Annotated in this window: 20 protein-coding genes and 1 tRNA gene; 4 read left to right on the top strand and 17 right to left on the bottom strand. The window is 57.3% G+C overall.

Translation table 11 applies throughout. From position 1 onward, the window contains the following. Position 1: 1 nt before the first annotated feature. The 5 genes from IP81_RS11235 to rimP form a co-directional block, all read right to left on the bottom strand. The gene (locus tag IP81_RS11235) at positions 2–538 is read right to left on the bottom strand and encodes a DUF1697 domain-containing protein (protein ID WP_054108085.1); all 537 of its coding nucleotides are present in this window, start codon (positions 536–538) and stop codon (positions 2–4) included. 340 nt (positions 539–878) lie between these two features. Further along, positions 879–3497 carry a translation initiation factor IF-2 gene (gene infB / locus IP81_RS11230; RefSeq protein ID WP_054108084.1) on the bottom strand — a complete coding sequence of 873 codons (2619 nt, stop codon included), beginning with the start codon at positions 3495–3497 and terminating at the stop codon, positions 879–881. A gap of 5 nt (positions 3498–3502) precedes the next feature. Next, on the bottom strand, positions 3503–4240 hold the full coding sequence (locus IP81_RS11225) for a DUF448 domain-containing protein (RefSeq protein ID WP_054108083.1): 738 nt from the start codon (positions 4238–4240) through the stop codon (positions 3503–3505). Further along, positions 4221–5855 carry a transcription termination factor NusA gene (gene nusA / locus IP81_RS11220; RefSeq protein ID WP_054108082.1) on the bottom strand — a complete coding sequence of 545 codons (1635 nt, stop codon included), beginning with the start codon at positions 5853–5855 and terminating at the stop codon, positions 4221–4223. Before nusA ends, IP81_RS11225 begins: the two co-directional genes overlap by 20 nt. 3 nt (positions 5856–5858) lie before the next feature. Beyond that, the gene (gene rimP, locus IP81_RS11215; protein ID WP_054108081.1) at positions 5859–6452 is read right to left on the bottom strand and encodes a ribosome maturation protein RimP; all 594 of its coding nucleotides are present in this window, start codon (positions 6450–6452) and stop codon (positions 5859–5861) included. Positions 6453–6798: 346 nt separating this feature from the next. Between rimP and IP81_RS21500 the strand changes: the two genes are divergently transcribed. Beyond that, positions 6799–6927 (top strand): hypothetical protein, encoded by a 129-nt coding sequence (locus IP81_RS21500; RefSeq protein ID WP_255352423.1) that lies wholly within the window; start codon positions 6799–6801, stop codon positions 6925–6927. Next, positions 6927–7151 (top strand): PspC domain-containing protein, encoded by a 225-nt coding sequence (locus IP81_RS11210; RefSeq protein WP_054108080.1) that lies wholly within the window; start codon positions 6927–6929, stop codon positions 7149–7151. The genes IP81_RS21500 and IP81_RS11210 overlap by 1 nt, the downstream gene beginning before the upstream one ends. A gap of 61 nt (positions 7152–7212) precedes the next feature. Here the strand turns inward: IP81_RS11210 and IP81_RS11205 are convergent, their stop codons facing one another. After that, on the bottom strand, positions 7213–7932 hold the full coding sequence (locus IP81_RS11205) for a queuosine precursor transporter (RefSeq protein ID WP_054108079.1): 720 nt from the start codon (positions 7930–7932) through the stop codon (positions 7213–7215). A gap of 59 nt (positions 7933–7991) precedes the next feature. Here IP81_RS11205 and IP81_RS11200 point away from each other — a divergent pair. Further along, positions 7992–8068: transfer RNA gene (locus tag IP81_RS11200), tRNA-Arg, on the top strand. A 426-nt stretch (positions 8069–8494) separates the two neighbouring features. On the opposite strand, the gene IP81_RS11195 is transcribed toward IP81_RS11200, so the two are convergent. The 10 genes from IP81_RS11195 to IP81_RS11155 all read right to left on the bottom strand — a co-directional run bounded on the left by IP81_RS11195 (position 8495) and on the right by IP81_RS11155 (position 22187). Then, positions 8495–10807: a TonB-dependent receptor gene (locus tag IP81_RS11195; RefSeq protein ID WP_082356111.1), complete on the bottom strand. Its 2313-nt coding sequence runs from the start codon at positions 10805–10807 to the stop codon at positions 8495–8497. Between the two features lie 34 nt (positions 10808–10841). Then, positions 10842–11870 (bottom strand): aromatic ring-hydroxylating dioxygenase subunit alpha, encoded by a 1029-nt coding sequence (locus tag IP81_RS11190; RefSeq protein ID WP_054108077.1) that lies wholly within the window; start codon positions 11868–11870, stop codon positions 10842–10844. Positions 11871–11932: 62 nt separating this feature from the next. Next, positions 11933–12517, bottom strand: a complete 585-nt coding sequence (locus IP81_RS11185) for a TetR/AcrR family transcriptional regulator (RefSeq protein WP_054108076.1) — start codon at positions 12515–12517, stop codon at positions 11933–11935. A gap of 771 nt (positions 12518–13288) precedes the next feature. Further along, on the bottom strand, positions 13289–13447 hold the full coding sequence (locus IP81_RS20205) for a hypothetical protein (RefSeq protein ID WP_157573175.1): 159 nt from the start codon (positions 13445–13447) through the stop codon (positions 13289–13291). 324 nt (positions 13448–13771) lie between these two features. Continuing rightward, a complete protein-coding gene (locus tag IP81_RS11180) occupies positions 13772–14830 on the bottom strand; it encodes a tyrosine-protein phosphatase (RefSeq protein ID WP_054108075.1) in 1059 nt (352 codons plus the stop codon). Positions 14831–14853: 23 nt separating this feature from the next. Then, on the bottom strand, positions 14854–17514 hold the full coding sequence (locus tag IP81_RS11175) for a TonB-dependent receptor (RefSeq protein WP_054108074.1): 2661 nt from the start codon (positions 17512–17514) through the stop codon (positions 14854–14856). A gap of 127 nt (positions 17515–17641) precedes the next feature. Then, entirely contained in the window at positions 17642–18322 is a 681-nt protein-coding gene (locus IP81_RS11170) for a TadE/TadG family type IV pilus assembly protein (protein ID WP_054108073.1), read from the bottom strand. Then, positions 18316–18954 (bottom strand): TadE/TadG family type IV pilus assembly protein, encoded by a 639-nt coding sequence (locus tag IP81_RS11165; RefSeq protein ID WP_231626467.1) that lies wholly within the window; start codon positions 18952–18954, stop codon positions 18316–18318. Before IP81_RS11165 ends, IP81_RS11170 begins: the two co-directional genes overlap by 7 nt. Next, positions 18951–20894, bottom strand: coding sequence for a TadE/TadG family type IV pilus assembly protein (locus IP81_RS11160; protein ID WP_054108072.1), 1944 nt, complete (start codon positions 20892–20894; stop codon positions 18951–18953). Before IP81_RS11160 ends, IP81_RS11165 begins: the two co-directional genes overlap by 4 nt. Before the next feature lie 138 nt (positions 20895–21032). Further along, positions 21033–22187, bottom strand: a complete 1155-nt coding sequence (locus IP81_RS11155; protein WP_054108071.1) for a pyridoxal phosphate-dependent aminotransferase — start codon at positions 22185–22187, stop codon at positions 21033–21035. A 63-nt stretch (positions 22188–22250) separates the two neighbouring features. Between IP81_RS11155 and IP81_RS11150 the strand changes: the two genes are divergently transcribed. Beyond that, entirely contained in the window at positions 22251–22682 is a 432-nt protein-coding gene (locus IP81_RS11150) for a winged helix-turn-helix domain-containing protein (RefSeq protein WP_054108070.1), read from the top strand. Here IP81_RS11150 and IP81_RS11145 read toward each other — a convergent pair. Continuing rightward, a complete protein-coding gene (locus IP81_RS11145) occupies positions 22656–23039 on the bottom strand; it encodes a hypothetical protein (protein ID WP_197274601.1) in 384 nt (127 codons plus the stop codon). The two genes, IP81_RS11150 and IP81_RS11145, sit on opposite strands and share 27 nt — an antisense overlap. Between the last annotated feature and the right edge of the window lie 9 nt (positions 23040–23048).

Below are 23048 nucleotides of genomic sequence, written 5' to 3'. Positions count from 1 at the left end.
TCTAACTCATTTTCGCTAAGATACGGGCAATCGAGCGCACGTTGCGCGCGGTGCCGCGTGTGCCGAGACGGCGTTCGATGAAAGCGCCGGTCAGCTTGCTTTCGCCAACGCCATTGGCAAAATCGATATAGATGCTGCGGTTGCCGATGGCCATTTTTTCCATGCCGCGCATCGCCTGATCGGCGGCAAGTTTATCGAACGCGGATTGATCAGGCTGCGTGCCGAGGAACATGGTGTGCACCAGATTGTCCGCGCCGATGCCGGTGAAGGGGTTGCCTTCGATGGCCTCTGCCATAGCCTCGCGATTGCGGACGGCGACGAAGCTGTCGAAATCGAAGCGGTCGAGCATGACGTGGGCGAACAAGTCTTCGAGGCCATCCAGAGGGCGGTCATCGTATTCGAACAGCAGATTGCCGCTGGCGACCACGGTTTCGAGGCCGGTCAGCCCTTCGCGCTCGAACGCATGGCGCAAGTCCGCCATCGTCAAGCGATTGCCGCCGACATTGATGGAACCGAACAGGGCGACGTAGCGGGTCATTCTTGCATTTTCCGGCGAAAGTGTTATTGTTGGTGAACCACAACGGTTGAAATATCCATTTCACCAACCCGGAGCCCGGACGCTGCTACGTCCGGGCTCTTTTGGTATCGGGGATGCCGCTGCTACAGCATCCCCTCACCGGTTTACTTGCGACTAAGCTCAATAAGCTTGATCACCAGACCGACGAAACCGACCACGAGTGTCGCCACGCCGAGAACCAGAACCACAACTGTATCTACATCCACAAAAATCACCTTCCCTTCTGTCGCTGGTAGCGACCCCGGAAAGGGTGTTGCGGAGTGCCCCCGTCGCGCTTCCGCACGACGAGGGTTTCAGAACCTTACAAAGTGCGGTCGCGCATTTCGACTTCGAAGACTTCGAGCTGATCGCCAGCCTTGATGTCGTTCGTGTCGGTCAGCAGAACGCCGCATTCCAGACCGCCGCGCACTTCGGCCACATCGTCCTTGAAGCGACGCAGCGACGAAATGGTGGTGCGGCTGACGATGACATCGTTGCGCGTGAGACGGGCATGAAGGCCCTTGCGGATGACGCCTTCGACAACGAGCAGACCTGCTGCCTTGTCCTTCTTGCCCGCTGGGAACACTTCCTTGACCTCGGCACGGCCAACGACCGTTTCGATGGCTTCGGGACCGAGTTCACCGGCCATTTCCGAACGGATATCGTCGGTGAGCTGATAGATCACGTCAAAGTACTTCATGCGTACTTTGTTGCGTTCGATCAGTTCGCGCGCCTTGGCGTTCGGCCGGACGTTGAAGCCGACAATCGGCGCACCGCTGGCCTGCGCCAGATTGACGTCGCTTTCGGTGATCGCACCCACGCCTGAGGACAGGATGCGCACCTTGATCTCGTCAGTCGAGATCTTGTTGAGTGCGTTGACAATGGCTTCGACCGAACCCTGCACATCACCGCGCACGACCAGTGCATACTCGATCACAGCGTTCTTGGTGGCGAGCGCAGAGAACATGTTTTCAAGGTTGACTGGAGCCTGCACGGTACGCTTCGCGGTTGCCATTTCCTGACGGTAGGCCGCCACTTCACGCGCACGGGCTTCGCTTTCCACCACGGTCAATGTGTCACCAGCCATTGGCACACCGCCAAGGCCGAGCACTTCGACCGGGAGCGATGGTCCGGCTTCCTTGATCTGACGGCCCTTGTCATCAAGCATTGCGCGAACGCGGCCTGATTGCGTGCCGACCACGAGGATATCGCCAACCTTGAGCGTGCCGCGATTGATCAGGACGGTGGCCAGTGGCCCCTTGCCCTTATCAAGCTTGGCTTCGATCACGGTGGCATCGGCGGCACGATCAGGGTTTGCGCCCAGTTCGAGCAATTCTGCCTGAAGCAGGATCTTCTCGATCAGTTCATCAAGGCCCGCACCGGTCTTGGCCGAAAGCTCGACGTCCTGAACGTCACCCGACATGGCTTCCACAAGGATTTCATGTTCGAGCAAGCGTTCGCGGATTTTCTGCGGGTTGAATTCGGGCTTGTCCGACTTGGTGATCGCAACGATCATCGGCACGCCAGCGGCCTTGGTGTGATTGATCGCCTCAATCGTCTGCGGCATCAGGCCATCGTCGCCCGCCACCACAAGGATGACGATGTCAGTGACATTGGCACCGCGCATACGCATTTCGGTGAAGGCTTCATGGCCCGGCGTATCAAGGAAGGTGATGTGATCACCGCCCTTGGTCTTGATCTGGTATGCGCCGATATGCTGCGTGATCCCGCCAGCTTCGCCGCGCACCACATCGGTGCCGCGCAGGGCATCGAGCAGCGAGGTCTTGCCGTGATCGACGTGGCCCATGATCGCAACGACCGGTGGACGCGGTGCGAGCGATTCATTGTCATCAACATCGGTGGTAGTGTCGATGTCCGCATCGCTATCGCTAACGCGCTCAATGTTATGGCCGAATTCGGTGACGAGCAGTTCGGCAGTGTCCTGATCGATGGTCTGGTTGATGGTGACCATCATGCCCATCTTGAACAAGGCCTTGATCAGGTCAGCGGCCTTTTCAGCCATACGGTTGGCCAATTCCTGCACGGTGATCGCGTCAGGCACGATAACATCGCGCACCTGCTTTTCGCGCGGCTGTGACTGGCCTGCAAAGTGGGCGCGCTTTTCCTTTTCGCGCGCACGCTTGAGCGCTGCGAGACTGCGGGCGCGTGCGCCTTCATCGTCGTTCAGCGCGCGGGTTACGGTCAACTTGCCGCCACGACGGTCTTCGACCTTGCGATCACGCGGCGCACCGGCAGGCTTTTTGGCCGCAGGTTCTGGACGCTTGGCGGGTGCTGTGGATGCAACCGGGGTAAAGCGGCGCGGAGCGGGTATGGCGGCAGGTTCAGCCGCCTTGGGCGCTTCTTCGGCAGCTTTGGCAGCGGGCTCAGGTGCTTTGGCCACTTCCGGCTCTGCCACGGGCGTTGGGGCAGGAGCAGGAGCGGTGACTTCGGCCGTTGCCACTTCAGGTGCGGCTGGAGGCGCAGGCGCAACAACAGGCTCGGGCGCAGGTGCTGCGACCACGGGCTCAGCAGGACGCGCTGCTTCTTCGCTACGGCGCCGCTCTTCTTCAAGAGCGCGCAGGCGGGCTTCCTGTTCGCGGCGATTGTTCGCCTCAGCCGAAGCAAGACGCGCCTCTTCCGCTTCGCGCAGCAGACGCGTTTGCATTTCCTGCCGGGTTTCGCGGCTGGCAGCGGGCGGCGGCGGGGGAGGCGGAGGAGGTGGCGGCGCGGCGACGGGAGCTGGCGCGGGCGCAGCGACAACAGGCGCGGCAACGGGTGCCGCTTCGCCCGGGCGGCCCACCAGCTTGCGCCGCTTCACTTCGACCACCACTTTGTTGGTGCGGCCGTGGCTAAAGGTCTGCTTGACCTCGCCAGCCTCTACCGCGGTCTTCAGGCCCAGTGGCCTGCGGCCCAAAGTAGGCTTTTTGTCGCTATCGCTCATTTAACTCAGTCGCCCTTCGTATCAATATCGTCGTCAGCCGCCATGCCGTCATCCGGCAGCGCAGCATCATCGGTCTCGTGCCCGAGAAAGTGCATCAAACGCTTCAGTGGCCCGGCGACTCGTTCGGTCGCAATCGGATCAGTAAGCGCCAAGTGTACGACGTTGTCGCGGCCCAATGCCACAGACAACGCCGCTCGGTCCAGCGGCAAGATTGTGCCTTTAAGCCCTGAGCCCTCGGCCCCCTCGCCCACACGCCACGCTTGCGCCAGTTTGTTTGGCCCGTCGGTGCCAGCATCGGATGCATGGCCGAGGAACGTCACCGCGCCAGAACGCGCACCTTGGGCGATACGTTCAGTTCCGAGCAGGACGTTGCCTGCGCGCAGTTCGATGCCCAACCGGTCTGTCAACGTGCGACGCAGCGCCAATTCGGTGCGTTCGCCAAGGTCATCGGAAATGCTGAGCTTCGCGCCCTTGAACGCGCGCGCCAACGCACCCTTAAGTTTGCTATTCGCAATGGCTTTTTCAAGGTCTGCGCGAGAAACACCGATCCAGGCGCCGCGCCCGGGGGCACGCGCCTGAACATCGGGCAGCACATCACCATCGGGCGAGATCGCGAGGCGGATCAAGTCCCCCCGCGTATCATGACGCCCGGTCAGCACGCACTTGCGCTCCGGCGGAGTCTTATCCGCCGGGATGCGATCAGCAATGTCGGAGCTTAGCGCTTCATTGTGAGGGTTCCGCATGGGCGGCCTCCTCAGCTTGTGGTTCTTCGTCGAACCAGTGGGCGCGGGCTGCCATGATGATTTCGTTGCCCTGCTCTTCGCTCAGGCCATATTCGCCAAGGACGCCGCCCTTGTCTTCGGTACGCTCAGACCGCTCGGTCCGCTCACGCGGGGCCTTGTCGTTGCGGCGGCGCTGCTCAACGCGCTTCTTCGCGATAAGTTCGTCAGTCGCAAGATCGGCCAGATCATCGAGCGTCTTGATGCTTGCCTTGCCGAGTGTGACCAGCATGGCTTCGGTGAGGTGCGGAATGTCCGCCAAGGCATCTTCAACGCCCAGATCACGGCGCTGCGTGCGCAGCGCTTCTTCGCGGCGCTCGATAGCTTCGGTCGCACGGCTTTGCAGTTCCTGGCCGAGCTCTTCGTCGAAGCCTTCGATGGCGGCGAGTTCAGAGATATCGATGTAGGCCACTTCGTCCAGCTCGCTGAAGCCTTCAGCTACCAGCAATTGCGACAAGGTTTCATCAACGTCGAGCTCTTCTTCGAACATCTTCGAGCGCTCGGCGAATTCCTTCTGGCGCTTTTCCGAAGCTTCCGCCTCGGTCATGATGTCGATCGCAGAACCGGTCAGCGACGAGGCCAAGCGCACGTTCTGGCCGCGACGGCCAATGGCGAGCGAAAGCTGATCGTCAGGCACGACGACTTCGATGCGGCTTTCTTCTTCATCGATCACCACGCGGCTGACGGTGGCTGGCTGAAGCGCGTTGACCACGAAAGTCGCGGTGTCTTCGCTCCAGGGGATGATGTCGATCTTTTCGCCCTGCAATTCCTGCACAACGGCCTGAACGCGGCTTCCTTTCATGCCGACGCAGGCGCCGACCGGATCGATGCTGCTATCGCGGCTGATCACGCCGATCTTGGCGCGGCTGCCGGGATCGCGCGCGGCGGCCATAATGGTGATGATGCCATCATAGATTTCGGGGACTTCCTGCGCGAACAGCTTTTTCATGAATTCGGGGTGCGCGCGAGAAAGGAAAATCTGCGGACCGCGGTTCTGTCGCTCAACCTTCATGATCAGCGCGCGGACGCGTTCACCAACACGCGGCACTTCGCGCGGAATCTGCTGATCGCGGCGGATCACGCCTTCGGCGCGACCGAGGTTGACGATCACGTGGCCGAACTCGACCGACTTGATCACCCCGGTGATAACTTCGCCTGCGCGGTCCTTGAACTCGTCATACTGGCGGTCACGTTCTGCATCGCGGACCTTCTGGAAGATCACCTGCTTTGCCGATTGCGCATCGATACGGCCAAGATCAACCGGCGGCAGCGGATCGACGATAAAATCGCCAACTTGCGCGCCCGGTTGCAGCTTTTCACCCTGCTTGAGATCGACCTGCTTGAAGTAGTCTTCCACCACTTCCACCACTTCGACCACGCGCCACAAGCGCAGATCGCCCGTGCGCGGATCAAGCTTTGCGCGAATATCGTTTTCGGCACCGTAACGGTTGCGCGCAGACTTTTGAATTGCTTCTTCCATCGCCTCGATGACGATCGACTTGTCGATCATCTTCTCGGTGGCAACCGCGTTGGCGATTGCAAGCAGTTCTGCACGATTGGCGGAAATCGCACTGGCCATGGGTCAGTCTTCCTGTTCTTCTGGGATTTCACCCGGCTCGTCATCGAAGCCGAGAATTTCTTCGTCAATACCGCTGGTATCCAGCGGGCGGGAAGCGGCGATGAGCTTGTCGGTCAGGACAAGCTTGGCATATTGCACATCGGCCAGCGGAAAGCTCACGCGGCCGGACTTGCGTTCGTCCAGCGTGACCACATCATCTTCAAGGCCGACCAATTCGCCGTTGAGCGACTTGCGGTTGCCTTCGATCGGATTGAGCATCGTAATGCGCACTTCGTGGCCCGCCCACGCGAGATAATCCTTCACGCGCGTTAACGGACGATCAATACCGGGCGATGACACTTCAAGGCGATACGCCTCAACAATCAGGTTCTCACCAGCATCTTCGAGTTCATCGAACCGGTCAGAGACACGGCGCGAAAGCGCAGCGCAATCTTCGATTACCAACTGGCCGGTTTCGGGGCGTTCCGCCATAATCTGGAGCGTATGCTCTTCATCACCGATCTCGCCGCCCTTGAACAAGCGCACGCGCACGAGATCAAAGCCGAGTGCCTTGACCTCGGGTTCGATAACCTCGGTAATTCGCGCGATATCCGCCATGCAATCTCCAGTGGCCGATCAAAGGCAAAAGCGGTGCCGAGCCGGGACCATCTGGTTCCAGCCTGACCTTGCTTTCACAATGTCGGGATGAGCGCCAACTACGCGTGATTCCGGCAATTTGCAAGCCGCAATCGACGATGATGCCGACATGCATATTTTTCAAACCAACCTTTGGTAAATTTCACTAATAATCGGCATTTGTGCACCTGCATTTTTTGATCCGAAAAACCGAAAACGCCCAATTTGCGCCATTTCCACAGTTTGGCACGGCCTGTGCAATGAACGGGGCAAGAGCCAATCGGCCTCAAAACACATTCAAACCAATCCAGACACAAGGACATTTCCCATGACGACCATCGCCCAACGCCTCACCGCTGCCGCCACCGCATTTGCGCTTAGCCTCGCCCTTATTACCGGCACGGTCCACACCCCACCCCCAACCGGCACCCCCGCCGCCATGCAGGAGATGATCTGATGTCACAGCTTCGTTTTGATGATTCGGCGGTGCGCCCCATGGAAAAAACACGCGGTTTTCGGCTCGATAAAACCCGTGGCAAAATCATGGGCGTTTGCGCCGGGATCGCCAATTATTTCGGCATCGATACGACGCTGGTGCGGGTCGCTTTCGGCCTTGCCGCAATCCTCGGTTTTGGTTCGGCGATTATCGTTTACCTGTTGATCGGCCTCATCGCGGATTGATGCTTCTGCCTGCCCTGCCCCTTGGCCCCGCCCGATAACGGCGGGGCTTGGACGGCTTGGTTCAGCCAGCCTTGGCAAAGGGCGAGAAGTCGGTGCCGGTATCGAAAACCTCGGTGCCTTCGCGTTTCTTCAGCCAGCCGACGACGGCATAGGTAACCGGCGTGAGCGCCGCTTCCCACACCACTTTCATCAGCCAGTTGGTGGCCATCACGGTCAAGACCTGATCTGTCGTCCAAATGCCAAGAAAGGCAACGGGATAGAAGATCAAGCTATCAATCGCCTGCCCGAACACGGTTGAGCCAATGGTGCGCGACCACAGATGCTTGCCCGCCGTCAAAATTTTCATTTTGGCAAGGACGAACGAATTGACGAATTCGCCCGCCCAGAATGCGGTTACCGAGGCCAGCACAATCCGCCAAGTCGATCCGAACACGCTTTCATATGCGGCTTGGCCCTCCCAGCCCGGCGCGGGCGGCATGGCGACCACGATGAAGCTCATGAAGGCCATGAAGATCAGCGCAAAAAAGCCCATCCAGACACACCGCCGTGCGTTGGAATAGCCGTAAACCTCGGTCAACACATCGCCAATCACATAGGAAACCGGGAAAAACAGAATACCCGCCCCGAATGTGAACCCGCCGACTTGCGCCAGTTTGGCCGCGCCGATCAGGTTCGACAGCAGCAAGATCGCCACAAATGCGGCCATCACATAGTCGAAATACCGGAAATGGCGGCGGGCGCTGTCGACTCCGTCGATACGCGAAATTTGGGGATCGTTCATGACTCCCTTGCTAACGTGGTTTGCAGCCAACGAAAAGCATGCTTAAGGGAAATCCGCGTGCGCCCGTAGCTCATCTGGATAGAGCGCGAGACTTCTAATCTTGAGGCAGCAGGTTCGAGTCCTGCCGGGCGCACCATTTTAAAAACTTTAAAATTCAGCCGCTTCCATTATTGCCCGACCCCCATATGCTGGGCATCGTAAAAATTTGCAGCTTCTAACGTCCTCGCGTGAGCGTCGAGGCGATAGATCTCGGTGCAACTATCGGACAGTGAAAGGCAAATATTGGGACTTTTCCGCCATTTGCGGGTTGATCTCGGAACGTCGTAAAATGCCAGCAGCTGACACTACTTTATGCTGGCTTTGCGAATGGCGGCTATTCAAGTTCCGCTTTCTGAAACCGAAATGCGAAAGTGAGACCTGATCGGTTGTCAGGGAGCTGTATTTGCCAGAACCGATGATAGTGGCGGTCGGTCACCAGTTTCGAACCGCGCACCCCCAAGGCTATGAGGGCGGCGGCTCGAAACTCACGCGCTATTGGTTAGCCTCCGAAACTTTCGCCCGGTCAGAAATCGAAACCGACAGAGGCGCCGACGACCCGTGTCGTAAGGCCTGAAACAGGTCGGCCGCGCGCGCTGATATCATCCTGGCCGCCAAAAGTGATTGGCAGGTAGGAAGCCGGCTCGCGATTCTGGGTAAGGTTTCGCACGAACAGCGAAGCCGTCCAGCGTTCATCGACATTCCTGACACCAAGGCGCAGGTTGATCGTCTCGCCAGCAGGAAACACGAACCGGTTGGTATCCTGATTCGAGAGCCGGATGGCACTTTTGTAAATGATGTTGGTGTTGAAAAATGCCTCGGTCCTGTCGTTGATCGGCTGGACGTAGTCGGCCGAGAGCACGAATTTGTGGCGCGGCGCGCTGAGCAGCTGTTCACGGCTGAGGTCCGATCCGTCGTCGCCTATGAAGCCTTCCGGATAGACTGCGTGGTTGAACTGATAGCCGGCGTTGACCGACAGTCGTTCGGTCAACTGGCCAAACGCGCTCACTTCAAACCCGTAGGATTCGATGTCTCCTATGTTACGGATTTGCGAAATCAATTCACCGCCGACAAGGATGCTTTCCTGCCCCTGGAAATTCGCAACATTCATGTAGAACACGTTACCGGCCAGTTGCAGCCCGCCTAGGTTACCTTTGGCACCGATTTCGAAGGCCGAATTTTCTTCGGGATTGAGCGGAATGAAGGGCGCGCCAGGCTGGCCCGGAAAGCCAAGCGCCGACGGTTTGTATCCGCGCGAATAGGACGTGTAGATATTGAGATCGGAATTGGGCTTGTAACTGAAGCCAATACGCCCCGACAGGTTGCTTTCGCTGATGTTGCCGAATGCAGAAGGCGTGACACTGTTCAGGCCGTACGTGCTGTCGTTCTTGTACGATGTAATGCGCAGACCGCCGAACGCCTCAATCTGTTCCGACAGGTCCACCGTCACGTCGGCAAAGCCGGCCAGAGTACGGTTGTCGGACGTTTCGGACACGAAGGTGACCGGAACCACACAGAATCCGCCATCGCCAGTGCAGACGCTGAAGCCAACCCGCTGTCCCGGTGCAGTCACGCCAAAGGGCAGCGCGGGGTTGAGCGGGGTCTGGGCCGAGCTGAATTGGTTCAGGAACCCGCCGAAAATCACGTCGAAGCCATTGCCCTCGTAAGCGAAGCGCAGTTCCTGGCTGAATTGGTCGTAGTTTTCCTGCAGGTTTTCATTGCGTGCGGAAAGTCCAAAAGCGCGCGTCGAAAAATTGCGCCCGAAAACGTCGATCCTGAGATCACGATACGACGATACCGAAGTGACAGAGAGCCGGTCGGAAAGCTTGTAGCCGATCACCGCTGTCAGGCTGAGTGCAGCGCTGTTTTCCTCTGATTGGACATCTTCGCAATAAAACCGCCCGCGGGGCGTGATCCGGTCACGCGTAACGCCACATGCGGCGAGATCGGCAAGCGAAGCCTGGCCGAGGGTCACTCCCGGTTCATCGGTAGGCGCGGTGCTGCGCGGCGCAAGGGTCGGCGAGAAAAAGCTGACGCCATCTTCGATTGTCTTGCCATAGTCGGCGATGAGATCGATCGTCAGCCGGTCAGTAGGCTCGAACCGCAGCCGCCCGCGAATGGCATATTCGCGCCGGTTGTCATCCAGGTTGAGGAAGGTGTTGGTGCGCAGGCCCACTTCCTGCCGGTAGAACCCGGCCACCCGCAGCGCGGCATTGGTGCCCAGCGGCACGTTAAGCCCGCCGCGCATGACGATTTCGGTATTCTCGGAACCGGCCGTACCGTCATCGGCATAGTCGACATTGAAGTTGGCCTGAACCTCACCAAGCTTGGGCGCTCTTGTGGTGACGCTGACCACGCCCGCAGATGCACCTTGGCCGAATAGCGTTCCTTGTGGACCGCGCAACACTTCCACCTGTGCGACATCATGCAGGATCGGGAATGTGACGTTACCGGCAGCCGCCTGATCGACGACGAGTGCGACCGAGGGCGAAACGCTGGGGTTGAAGGCTTGCGTACGAATTCCGCGGATGCCCGCACCGCCATTAATGTTGCCACCGAAACTGGCGCTGACTTCGAGTGTCGGCGTGATGCGGCTGAGATCGCTCAGGGTGTATATCTGGTCGCGTGCGAGCTGTTCAGCGGTAGCTACAGAAACCGCGATCGGCACTTCGGTCAAGGATTCCTGACGAAGGCGTGCTGTGACGACAATAGCATTGAGTTCACTGCTTGTATCTTCAGTTTGCGCGGATGAGGCTGATTGCGCAACATTTTGGGCAACAGCAGGGGTGGCCGTAACCGCCAATACGATTACGGAGCTTGTTAGCAACAGTTTTGACATCGTTTATCCTCTCCCAGTTATGGCTTTGAGGCTTTCAGGCCTCGGCATTATTCTCCTGAGCAATCAATCGCTCCAAAACACGCCGGGCGCGTGTCCCGCCTTGATCGATACCGAGCGAGACGGGTTTTTCTTTCCAGAAGTCTTTGCCCTTTACGTTGTTGTAAGCGGCCTCAATCATCGGCTTGTCTTCGACATCGAAGGCGTCGCCGAAGAGCGTCAGAAGCATGGCATCTGCTTCGGGGTTCTCGAGATCGTGAAAGCGCGTGGACGACCAGAAGTAGTGGCTGGAATGTTCGTCCGCCGGGGTCAGGATGTGCGCTTGCGGCACTTCAAATCCGGCCTGACGATCAGCCCCATGCGGCGTTACGCCAATGTTCAACCGCATGGTTGCCGGGGCATTCCACCGCATATCGAGCCAATGATCGACTTTGGCTTCGGGCGGGAACATGGCTTGCGCCACAGATGGAGGCGCAATATCCGGCATCCACCAGTTGGAATGCAGAGTATCGCCATCTGTCTTTACAGAATGGTCTCCGGCAAAAATGACACCTTGGCCTGCAAAAGTGCCCTTATGGACAAATTCGATATGGGAAAGATCAAGCAGGTTGTCGGTCCCATATTCGTAATTTGCATGCAGGAGCGTGTAGCCGCGTACGGAACGGCTGTACGGTGTGTTGGGGATGAAGCTGAAATCAGGGAGGAGAGCCGGATCTGAGGTTCCGGCAACGCCACCCCACAGCCAGACAATGCCATCTTTTTCGGCAACGTCGAAAATAGGAATATCGGCCCCTGCGGGGATACGTTCGCCAAAAGGATTATGTACACACCGACCTTCAGGCGAAAACGTCAGGCCGTGATACCCACAAACAACATTGTCACCATCGCGTGTGCCCTTAGATAAGGGCGCGAACCGGTGTGGGCAACGATCCAGAATTGCCGCGACCTTGCCATCAGCGAGGCGGTAAAAAAATATCAGCTTGTCCGTAATGCGGCGTGAAAGACCGGCTTGACCGACTTCATCAGCCCATCCCGCCATATACCAAGCGCACTGCAACCAGGTCATTGATCCTCTTCCCCCTATTTGTGTACCCAAGGTACATATATGGGGGTGTCAGGCAGGTCAAGTTAGCCGTGTATTGCCAATCCGGGTAAAACCAGCGCCAGCGTTGCTGATATTCTACATTTTATTGCTGCGTCGTCGGTGGAGGGCGAATCCAGTCCGATAAGTGCGCGCTCGTACAATCCGGCGCGGATGGCGTGAACAAGCTGATCAGCAACATCGAGGCTATCGATATTCCTGCGAACGTCCCGGCCTTTGCGATTCTCGAGAATCTGAGCAATCGAGCTGACGACGACGGCATGGCCTTCATGATAAAATCCGGCGGCTCCGCGAGGGTCACTGCTGGCTGAGCCAACTACAGCGCGATAAAGCGACAAGGCTCCGGGTTGCAGATAAAACTGCAAAACGCCGCAAAGCACGCGCTGGAGTGCCTCTGCGAGCGGCATAGAGAGCGGAATCGCTGTACCAAATCCCAACTCCGCCATGGCCGATCGCGCTTCGGCTCCGATCGCTGCGGCAATCAGTCCGGTTCGATCACCAAAATACTTGACCAGCGTGGCTTTGGATCCGCCTGCTTGCCGCAAGACCTCGTTGATGTTGAAGCGATCTACGCCGACGGCCATGATCTGTGCGCGGGCATGTTCAACCATGGCATCACATCGCGCCGTTGCAGCATGACGCTTAGCCGAAGCTCCTGGAGATGAGAGGCTGGGGCGGGTTGATTTATCGTCCGCGGGGACAGCATTCTGGTGCGCAAACTGGATTGAATCTGACATTGGTTTTCGCAGGCCCGGGCATTGTGTGTTCAAATGCGTTCGCATTTGCAGGGGTTATACTCAAGCTTTCGTCGCATGCGCCGCAGAAAAGTGCCTCAAGTGCCAAAAGCTCTCAATCAGGGGCCGGTATTGGCGTAGACCGACGTTCCCGGCATTGCATCTGAACCGCTAGATCGGTCGACAGCTGCCTCTTCGGTCTCTCGCTATTCTCCGCCATTTGGGTGCATTTTGTGGCTTACGCAGCCCTATGCACCAAGATTTCCCAATGATTTGAGTGCCCTTCGCTTTCATGCGGGCGCACCAAGATCTAGCCGACGGATGGATCTGGACAATGGGATATGTGTTGGCGGGCCGTCTTTAGAATGCCGGGTTACGGGCAATCGACTTTAGCAGCACGCCATTCCCGATAACTTCAAAGGGGTGTCGGCAGTCAGCCAATTCCCGCTATTAGAGCCTCGATCCGCGAACTGCTGGTTGCGACAGAAACCTCCATTCGCAGACCATCGGAAAGTTTACAGAAGACTGGTGTTGACGGAGACCGGCCATGACCCCCGAAGTTTTTTGTCGAAAAATTCATCCGTTGTAGAGCCCGCATTGTGCGCAGACCAACACGTTACTTTGATCATTAATCCGCCGCTGAACTCACTACAGACGCTCTTGCATCATCATCTCGCGCAGCCGATAGGCAAGCTCTTCGATGCGATACGGCTTTGCGATGATCTCGCTGCCCGCGAGATTTTCTGGCAGTATATTGGATTGATCGTAGCCGGCGCTGAATGCGAACGGGAAGGCGAACGATCTCATCCTTGATTGTCCCTCGCTTCAGGGAAACTTTGTGTCGATAGCTTTGAAGTGGTTGCGCTTTGCCGCCAGCACGGCAAGAGCAAGGCAACGGATTGTTTGAGGGGAATTTTTGCGGCTCTCGGGTTTATCGGATTGCGCAGAACATTGTTGGAGCGAAAATGTCCAACACCAGATGCCAACACCGCGCCCCGCGCGCTGTATTGATCCGCACTACTTGCAAGCCAGCGGTCTGCCCTCAGATCAAGTGGACGGACGCCCCAGCCGCTCCTTGCGTCTAACCTTCTGGCGGCAAGAGCGCCATCGCAAACAGGCAAGGACGCCGCATCAATTCAGGTAGAGCGCCCGCAAACGCGAAATTTCCGCCTTCGTCACGCCCAGTTCTTTGGCGAGATAGACTTCTACACTGCCATAATCGCGATCAATCACTTCGAACAGTTGCGCCAGATGCGATGCGCCCTTTGCTGTGTAAAGCGGCTCTGCCTTTGGCCCGCCGGGCTTTTTCAGCGATGCGACATAGTAGGGCACAATCGGATTGCCCGGCCAGTCTGCGGGATCAAGCGCAGGCATTTCAAACTGCGGGCGGCGCAGTTCTGTGGAGAGATGATAGTCCTCAAGGATGGTCTTGCGATCAACGCCCAAAGCGCTGAGTACCAGAGCCGTAGCAATGCCCGTGCGGTCCTGCCCCGCAGAGCAATTGTAAAGAACCGGCCCTTCCGCCTTGATCAAAGAGCGAAAAATCGCTTTCAACTGCGGACTGATCATCAGCCCCATGCCCGAATACATATATTCGCCGCCATTCTTGCCAAGCCCAGCCATCAGGGGCTTGAGCGAATAATCGTTGCTGATGAACGTCGCATCGGTCCGATCATCGAGCATCGTTGGCGCAATCATCCGTTCATCGGTGGAGCGCAGATCGACAATCGTGACGATCTTGAGATTGGCCAGTGTCGCGTAATCGGCCTCGGTCAGCAGTGGCATCGCGCCGGAACGGAATATCCGCCCCCACACAACCTGCTTGCCATCCGCACCGGCATAACCACCGACATCGCGGAAGTTCGATCCTTGCTCTAGCGGCAGAACCCGCTCTGCCACGCGCCGCACCGAACCATCACCGCCATCGCGCAGAGTGTAATAACGGCGTTGCCCTGCGGTCGCGGCCAATACGATCCGGCGGGACCGGTCCGCCTTGGCAATCACCTCGGCCGCCGCATCTGCACCAGCCGGATCGCTTGAGGCCGAGATGGTAACCGGATCAGCATCGCTCCATTCGATGGCAATGTGCCCGGCATCGATGCGCGTAATCGCCGCCCGGTCGATCGCTGCTGATGGGGTGGCAGAAGCGATGACGAGGAGCGATGCTGTGGCGGCGATTATGGTGCGCATGATGGCTTCCTCTTGGTTTTCGGTCAGAAGTTAAAACGCATGCCGAACAGATAGCGTGAACCGATACGCTCCACCTCGGTCGGCTGCTCTAACGTGTCCTGATAGGCGACATATGTTTCATTGGTAAGGTTAGCAGCATCGGCAAACAGAGTGAAGTTATCAGTCACCTGATAGCGCAACGACACATCAAGGTTGCCATAGGACTTGCGCGATTCCCCGCTGCCAAATCCGCCCAGGCTGTCAAGCCAGTCAGAGCGCCATTGATAACTGGCGCGGGCCGAGAAGCCATACTTTTCATAGTAGAGCGAGGCGTTCCAGATTGTGCCTGACAGGCCTTGGAAATCGACGCCCTTTTGCTGTGCGCCATTCACAACTTGAGTATCAAACTGGCCGTCCAGCAAGGTAAGGTTACCTTGGAAGCCGAACCCATCCATCGGTGAAGGCAAGAAGGTAAACTGCTGCTGGTACGTCATCTCAACACCATAAAGCGTACCGTTTTGACCGTTAAAGGTCGATGTCAGCAAGTAACCTGAACGGTCCCTGCCCGGAGTGTCAAACACGTTGCTGCCAACCACTTGAGCATTTTGGTAGAACACATTGTCGACCCAGCGATGGAAACCGGCGATGGAAACCAAGCCGTTACCTGGCAGATAATATTCAAAGCTACCGTCAATGCCCCAAGTATATTCGGCCTCCAGACCCGGATTGCCGCCCGTGATTGTGCCCGGCGATGCTGTGTCGTTGATCGAGGAGCCGACCCGAATTGCACCATAAGCAGGACGTGAAACACCGCGCTGGCCCGAAAGGCGCATGACAACATCTTCCCCCATCGAGAAGCGCGCATTGATGCTTGGGAACAAATCCGTGCGGTTTTGCTTCACCGAAATCGGTGTTTGGGTTGTGCCAATCAACGCCGTACCGCTGTTGATCAAGCGGTAATGTTCCAAGCGCAAGCCACCGGTCAGCAACAAGTTATCGAGCTCGGCCGACGCCATGACGTAACCGGCCATGGTCTTTTCCAATTGGCGGTAACGGTCAGTAACCGGAATATCATTGTCTGGGTTGTAAAGCCCAGCCGCAGTGAGGGCGGGCAACAGACTATCAAGCGCGCTGCGCATCGCCCGGTTATCGATATAGTTCAATGTGAAGCCGAGTGGGAAATCGGTGACCCAAGGACGGTTTGTCACAAAGCTGTTTACGTCAAATGGCTGCCCTACCCGGCTGCCCAGCGCGCCGATAGCAGCCACGTTGGAGAACGAGAAATTGTTGCCCGAAATCGTACGGTCCGCATAAAGCCCGCCCGCCGAAAGCGTTAGCCTATCCATCTTCTTGCTGACATCAAGCTTCACCGTATAGCTGTCAGAGACGGTCGCTTGGCGCGCGGCAATGGCGATCGAACCGGCGTTGTTCAGCGAAGTCTGGTTGAACGCCGTCAAAGCCGTGGTGCCACGGGCTGGCCGTCCACCGACCTGCACAGTGTTGAACAGCGACACAACGGGGAAGCGCGGGTCCGACCGTTGATACGTCAACGACGGTGAGTTCAGACCCGATGTGCTCGCCTGCACCAATGGCAGGTACGATGTGTTTTCGGTGCGGGCGTAGTTGAGGCGAATGTTCGCAGTAAAGCCATTGTCGGTGGCATAATCGCCGCCGATGGCACCAATCATGTTGCGGTTGCGGTATTCGCCATAATTGAACGAGCCACGCATTGGCACGCCAACCAGATTGCCGTTGTCGAGATTGCGCGTGCCGCTGGCTGCACGATCAAGCCGCAATTCATATTGGTTGCGCTGTTCGTCATCGTTAAATTCGGTGAAGATCGCCTTGGCCCAGATTTTCTGGCCAGCAACGGGTTCATACTCAACGCCGCCGAACAGGCCATTGCTCCAGCGTTCAATCTCATACTGGCGGATGTCAATTTCGGTCGGGCCGAAGGTCGTGTCATTCGCGTCTGAAGGTGCATCATATGCACCAACTTCACGGTTATCCGTGATCTGCTTGCGCCGATAATGTGATCCGCCCAGCACGATGCCAACCACATCATTGGCCCAGCTGACACGCAGCGATGCTTGACGCTGTTCGCCCTTGCCCAAGTTCATGAAACCATAGCCAAGATCGCCAACGACATGCAGGCCCTTGCGTTCCAGTGGCGACCATGTGCGCAGATCGACATTGGCCACAATGGCGTCTGCCGGAATTTCTGGCGTCAGCGACTTATTGATCACCATCGAGGACAAGATCACCGCAGGCACCGCGTCAAAACGGAACGCGCGCGTATCGCCGCCTTCGTCCACGCCGATCATCGGCACGCCATCAATCATCACCGACGTCCAACGGTTGGGTGCGCCACGGATCTGGATGTAGCGCTCCTGCCCCTGATCACGTTGCACCGCGACAGCAGGCAGGCGCGAAAGAGCAGCGGCGCTGTTCTGATCGGGAAAACGGCCTACAGCGTCTGCGGCAGCCACATCAACCAAGTTGATCGCAATCCGCTTCTCGCGGATCGAAGCGGCCTGAGATTCAGCGATAGCGCCTGTCACGATTATAACATCATTGGCCTCGGCGGCATCGGATTCAACCGCTGCATCGGCGGCTGGAGCACTTTGCGCGAATGCTGGAACTGCGCCGAACGCCGCGATGGCTAAGGCTGCCATGGCGCAACCGGTCGAAAAACGATGAATCATGTAACAGACCCCCTGTCATCGGCCATTCCGGCCATAAGAGGGCGCTAAGGGAGTAATGCGTCAGCAGACGGACAGTTTGGAGACTCTAGAATTACTGTATGAAAGCGACAAGACAGCGCGCGCATGTTCATGACGGCATAACGCAAGCATGCATTATGCCGCCGCCGCTCACATCAACGCCCAACCGGCGATTGTCCCGAACCAGAAACGCACCCTCTTTCTTCAAAGTGCGATTGCTGACGAACAGATCGCCGAACAGGCCTATATAGGTGTAAAAAACCTCGACAAACATGACGGCACTATTGGCATTTGCAGTGATCTTTACTGGACCATGGCCAAGGCCTGCGATCACATCACCATTCAACCCATTACGGTCATTATCATTGCCATAGCCGGATTGGCGCGCAAGGTTGCCATAGCAGCGTTGCCAGCGGATGACCTGTTTGCCCGTCGCGGTATCGCGCTCAAGGCTCGTCAAGATGACTTTGCCCTGGGTTTGGAAGTTGTATCCCGCAGATTGTTCCTGCACGCCGCGCATCACCTCTTTGATGTCGGTCTCGTTCACGGTCGGCGTCACATTGACGTTGTCGGTCTGGCCGATCCGCGAAGCGTTGTCAGCAAGCGATAGCGCAACTTCGCTCATCTTCATGTCAACAGCGGTGAAATGGGCCAGTTCGATGCCGTAGCACGCGACCGACAGCATGAGCGGAGCAGCGAGCGCAAATTCGACAAAGGCAACACCCGAAGTGTCGGCGAGCAGGTTTCGCCATGCGCGTCCATGGGCGGCAAGGGCGATGCGTTTCAGCATACTTTGGGCCGCGCTGAATAATTGCCGCTTTGCTTGCCAAAAGGCTGGTTGCGCTTCACCGCCGTGGCGCTGATCTCTCTGGTCGACCAGTCCAGCGGAACCATGGGCATGGCAAAAACAGGTTCGTAGGTTACATTCACGGTGTAAACGATCACGTCATTCGCGCCGCCATTGCCCTCATCCCCCAAATCTTCATCCCACGCATCGTTGCCGTTAAGATCGGTATAGGCCTCGCCCAGCGAACATTCGCCATCACCGTTCACGTCATCGAGTTCTTCGCCGCGATTGGCGTTATTGAAATCAAAATAGTTTTTGCGCGTGGCAGAAACCCTCGCAGCGGGAAGGATCTCCCATACCGCCTTTTTAACGATGTTGTCTGCGGCTTGGGTGCTGACTGTCTCCAAGGTGGAATCGCGTGCCGCCTTTTCCACCGCGCCATCCAGCACCGATTTGGCATAGACCATCTGGCCAAGATCCAGGCTGCCAGCAATGATCATCAGAAACACCGGAGCGATCATTGCAAACTCCAATGCGGTCGCTCCCGCACAGTCGCGCAACAGCGCAGGCTGCAAATCGTGGCGCTTCTCCGCGCCTTGCTTGATCCGGAATTTGATGCCAGCGGGGCGCATCATTGATACACCCGCAACTCGCCAACGCTCTTGGCGATATCCTGGAACGCAGTATTCAACTGCGTCGCATTGGTCGCAAGAAATGAGCTGTTGCTCGATGCGCAATAGTTCAAATCGGTGGTAAGGGATGATGCAAAGGCAATAACCCAGACGCGAAGGCCTTTGGCCTTGGCAGCATCACACAGCGCCCGGAAACGGGCTGTGTGGCGCGCAGCCTGATTGCTGTAGCCATCATCGGTGATCCGGCGGTCATGCCATTCGATACCGTAAGTTGACTGGATAGCGTAGTTCGGCTCCATCATGCCGTCGGTCATGAAGATGATATGCCGAGCCACTTTGGCCCCGTTGTTGGGCGCAGTATTGACCAGCTCTTGCCAAGGGCCTTCCGGCGAATTGAGCCGCAGCCCCCACAACATGCCAAGATCATGATAGGTTGAACCGGCAGCAATCAATGAATCAGCATAACTGTAAAAGCTGGATTGCTCCATTTCCTGAAGCAACTGCGCTCTGTGCGGACAGAACGATTGAGCCTTTGTTCCGCGTGTCGTTTCGGAAAGGTTGGTCAACCCGTTCGACGAATTCAAGCGATGATACGCCAACTCCGGCCACATCGGTCCCCACTTGGTGGCCGGATCGCCCGCCTGTGGCAGCTTGTCGATATTCAAGTCTTCAGCGTCGGACGGGGACATGCCCAACAAGCTGGAATAACTCACACTGCCAGTTGCAACGGAGTCCCGCTCTTCGATGCAACCATTCCAAGAGTAGCTGATCGGCGCACCATTGGTGCCGTTGTTTACCGTTGTAGGCAGGAACTTTTTGTAATCGGCCGTGTTGAAGGTGATTTGCTTGTATGCCCAGTTGCTGAATTCCTGACGGGTCCGCGTTTCCAAAATGGCCTCGGATGTTGCGTAACGATAGGTCAGGAAATTGCGCGTCACAAAATAAGCAAAGATGCGCCATGGCCGCCCGTTGCTGCTTAACCGCTGACAGGTGTATCGCGTGCTAAGTTGCGGCTGCGTCGTCGTGGTTGTGACAACTTGCCGCGCCGCATTGCTGGTCGTGCTGCTGCTTTCGGTCGAAGATCCGTTGTTCGACCACCCCGTGTCTGAAGGACGTGCCGAATTACAACTGCTTTGCGAGGAATAATTGTCGGCGCTGTACGGCGATGTGGGGCCAGACATTTCCGCGCTATAGTTTTCCGAACTTGTGTAAACCGGATCATTCCAGCCCACAAAAACCTGCTCGTTAATTGTCCGGAACACCGGCTCACGCGATTGGATTGGCCATTGATCGGCCAGAAAATCCGGGTTGCGGTCGTGGATCAAGCGTCCCACGTTTACTGACGAGCTATAGGGCACAAAGGAATAGCGGATGCGCGCGTTGGAACCGGAAGCTTCCATCGCCAGCGTATCGTAAAAGTTCTTCATCGCGGCGCGCAAGGCCTGAATGCGTGTTTGCGATGTACCTGAAAGCGTGGCTCCCATCGAGCCTGTGGTATCCAGAACCATCGTTATATCGCTGTTGCCAACACCCAAGGTCGCCTGACAGCTTACCGATATGTCGAAAGAGTCGAAGCCCGCGACACCCATCACAGCCATCTTTACCGATGTCCTGGCAGCTCCAGAAACGAAGTTGCCCTCATCCGGCGAGCTTGTCGTGAAGGTGGTGCCAGTTGCTCCAACATCGCCTTGCACAAAGTTCGTGTTGAAATAGGCACTGGCCACGGCCATCTCATCGGTACCATAACCAGCATTGGTCACTGCGCGGCGGCCAGCCAATGTCCCGGCATCACAGGCAGTTTGCAAACGGTTGCGCGCTTTGTAGACGCGGCTCATATCGAGGCCGCTCCCCACCATTGCCAAGATGACTGGCAAAGCAATCGCGGCAAGCGGCAAAATGCTGCCTGTCGAATTGAGATAAAGGCGATGGAGCCACCCGTTCACTTGTTACCTAACTTTCGTTTTTCACATACCCCCAAAAGCATCAGGACAGGTTTACAATTTAACAGGAAATCAGGTTTCACTTTCGCTAACCAAATTATCAAGCCTATGATATTTGGTTAAAATATTTGCAGATGCCGTTTACAAAGAACCCGCAGCCCACAGCCCCCGCCGTTTTGCAAACCACGGCGTCATCCGGCGGACCGCTTCTTCAATCAAGGGCGTTGAAACCGCGAAACTAAAGCGGATGAAACGATGGCCATTCACCGGATCAAAATCGATCCCGGGCGCAATGCAAACACCGGTATCGCGCAGAAGTTCTGTGCAAAATGCCAGACTATCCTGCGTAAATTCGCTGGCATCGGCATAGATATAGAAGGCCCCATCGGGCGGCGCGATATTGCCGAGCCCCAATTTCGGCAAGGCATCGAGCAAAATGGCGCGGTTGCGGGCATATGTTTCAAGATGCCCTTCCAATTCGTCCCGGCACTCAAAAGCGATCAGCCCTGCCTTTTGTGCCAGAACAGGCGGGGTCAGGAACATGCTGCCCATCCGTGCGCGCGCCGGCGCAATCAATGCGGGCGGCACCACCAGCCAGCCCAGCCGCCAACCAGCCATGCTGAAATACTTGGAAAACGAATTCACAATCACGGCTTGGGGCCAGTATTCCAGCATCGACGCCGCACGTGCGCCATAGCTAAGGCCGTGATAAATCTCGTCCGACACCACACGGATGCCCTTGCGCTGGCAAACTTCGGCAATCGCTGCCAGTTCGTCGGTTGCAATGATCGTTCCGGTGGGATTGGCGGGGCTGGCAATGATCAGCCCGTCCGGCGCAGGATCCAGCGCATCGATCGCCGCCGCAGTTACCTGAAAGCGCGCGTCGGCTCCGCAATCCATTTCGACAGGTTCAAGATACATCGCCTTTAACGTGTTGCGATAAGCAACATAGCCCGGCCGCGCCAAAGCGACCCGCGCACCGGGACGGAACAGGCACGAAAGCGCCATGACAAAGGCAGGCGATGCCCCGCACGTCAGGATCACTTGTTCGGGGTCCACTTTCACGCCGTAGCTATCGGCATAATGGCGCGCGATCCGGCTCTTCAGCGGCACACTTTCCCAATATCCCATCGCTTCGTTATCAAGCACCGTATGGGCAAGTGCGATTGCACGGGCGGGCGCTCCGGTCGAAGGCTGGCCGAACTCCATGTGGATAACGCTTTGCCCCGCCGCCTCCAGATCGTGGGCGAGGCGGCTAACGGCGATGGCGTGGAACGCGTCTACGGTTGCAATCATCGCGTGGTGCTAGTTGCCGGGGAAACAAGTTGCAAGACTGCGTGATGCCCGCCACACAAAGCCATGGAACAGCGGCTAAAACTGAAAATCCAGCTCTATTGCGGCAATGAAATCGCCATGGGGCCGGGCAAGGCCGATCTGCTGAGCGCGATCGCGTTGCATGGCTCAATCTCGGCTGCTGCCCGCGCCATGGACATGAGCTACCGCCGGGCTTGGCTACTGACCGATGCGATGAACCGCTGCTGGCGTGAAGCATTGGTCGAAACCAGCCCCGGCAGCGCCAAAGGTGGCGGGGCAAAGCTTACACCGATGGGCGAGCAAGTGCTCTCACACTATCGGGCATTGCAGGAGCGGATTGCGGGATCATCCGATTGCGGCGATTACGCAGCGCTTGCCAATGCGCTTTTGCCAGCCCCGAAAGGCAGGCAGAAAGATGGAATGCTTATAGCGCTTTTCGACCAATCTGGGTCAACCGATCAAACCGACCGCGTATAGGATACCCGCCCATAGTCCGATTGAAAGCGCCACCGGCAATGCCATGCGCACCCATGCCGGGGCTTTGTGCGCCTTGAAAGAATAGGCCACTTCCGAACCTGCATCCAGTTCGTCGAAGCGGGTCAGCTTGTCCTGCAACGAGTGTACAGGGGATGCGATGGGCACATCCACCGGATTGGCCACACGCGGACCATTTCCCGCTGGTCTACCCGCAGGCGCAAGCGAAAGTGCGCTTGAAACATTCATTTCTGCTGAAAAAGACTGAGACTGGGTTTGCGGCTGGGCTTGCGTCTGGGACATGATGACACCTCGAATGAAGTATAAACACCAAATCCTTAACCCAACCTCAATAGCCATTGGGTCAAA

The organism is Novosphingobium sp. AAP83 (genome assembly GCF_001295795.1).
Taxonomy (GTDB): domain Bacteria; phylum Pseudomonadota; class Alphaproteobacteria; order Sphingomonadales; family Sphingomonadaceae; genus Novosphingobium.
The sequence above is the reverse complement of the archived record's forward strand: the minus strand, read 5'-3'. Positions and strand labels throughout refer to the sequence as shown.

Excerpts from the sequence above, each read along its gene's own strand:
- IP81_RS11235 (WP_054108085.1), bottom strand. The coding sequence starts at position 538 with ATGACCCGCTACGTCGCCCTGTTCGGTTCCATCAATGTCGGCGGCAAT.
- infB (WP_054108084.1), bottom strand. The coding sequence starts at position 3,497 with ATGAGCGATAGCGACAAAAAGCCTACTTTGGGCCGCAGGCCACTGGGC.
- IP81_RS11225 (WP_054108083.1), bottom strand. The coding sequence starts at position 4,240 with ATGCGGAACCCTCACAATGAAGCGCTAAGCTCCGACATTGCTGATCGC.
- nusA (WP_054108082.1), bottom strand. The coding sequence starts at position 5,855 with ATGGCCAGTGCGATTTCCGCCAATCGTGCAGAACTGCTTGCAATCGCC.
- rimP (WP_054108081.1), bottom strand. The coding sequence starts at position 6,452 with ATGGCGGATATCGCGCGAATTACCGAGGTTATCGAACCCGAGGTCAAG.
- IP81_RS21500 (WP_255352423.1), top strand. The coding sequence starts at position 6,799 with ATGACGACCATCGCCCAACGCCTCACCGCTGCCGCCACCGCATTTGCG.
- IP81_RS11210 (WP_054108080.1), top strand. The coding sequence starts at position 6,927 with ATGTCACAGCTTCGTTTTGATGATTCGGCGGTGCGCCCCATGGAAAAA.
- IP81_RS11205 (WP_054108079.1), bottom strand. The coding sequence starts at position 7,932 with ATGAACGATCCCCAAATTTCGCGTATCGACGGAGTCGACAGCGCCCGC.
- IP81_RS11195 (WP_082356111.1), bottom strand. The coding sequence starts at position 10,807 with ATGTCAAAACTGTTGCTAACAAGCTCCGTAATCGTATTGGCGGTTACG.
- IP81_RS11190 (WP_054108077.1), bottom strand. The coding sequence starts at position 11,870 with ATGACCTGGTTGCAGTGCGCTTGGTATATGGCGGGATGGGCTGATGAA.
- IP81_RS11185 (WP_054108076.1), bottom strand. The coding sequence starts at position 12,517 with ATGGTTGAACATGCCCGCGCACAGATCATGGCCGTCGGCGTAGATCGC.
- IP81_RS20205 (WP_157573175.1), bottom strand. The coding sequence starts at position 13,447 with ATGAGATCGTTCGCCTTCCCGTTCGCATTCAGCGCCGGCTACGATCAA.
- IP81_RS11180 (WP_054108075.1), bottom strand. The coding sequence starts at position 14,830 with ATGCGCACCATAATCGCCGCCACAGCATCGCTCCTCGTCATCGCTTCT.
- IP81_RS11175 (WP_054108074.1), bottom strand. The coding sequence starts at position 17,514 with ATGATTCATCGTTTTTCGACCGGTTGCGCCATGGCAGCCTTAGCCATC.
- IP81_RS11170 (WP_054108073.1), bottom strand. The coding sequence starts at position 18,322 with ATGCTGAAACGCATCGCCCTTGCCGCCCATGGACGCGCATGGCGAAAC.
- IP81_RS11165 (WP_231626467.1), bottom strand. The coding sequence starts at position 18,954 with ATGATGCGCCCCGCTGGCATCAAATTCCGGATCAAGCAAGGCGCGGAG.
- IP81_RS11155 (WP_054108071.1), bottom strand. The coding sequence starts at position 22,187 with ATGATTGCAACCGTAGACGCGTTCCACGCCATCGCCGTTAGCCGCCTC.
- IP81_RS11150 (WP_054108070.1), top strand. The coding sequence starts at position 22,251 with ATGGAACAGCGGCTAAAACTGAAAATCCAGCTCTATTGCGGCAATGAA.
- IP81_RS11145 (WP_197274601.1), bottom strand. The coding sequence starts at position 23,039 with ATGGCTATTGAGGTTGGGTTAAGGATTTGGTGTTTATACTTCATTCGA.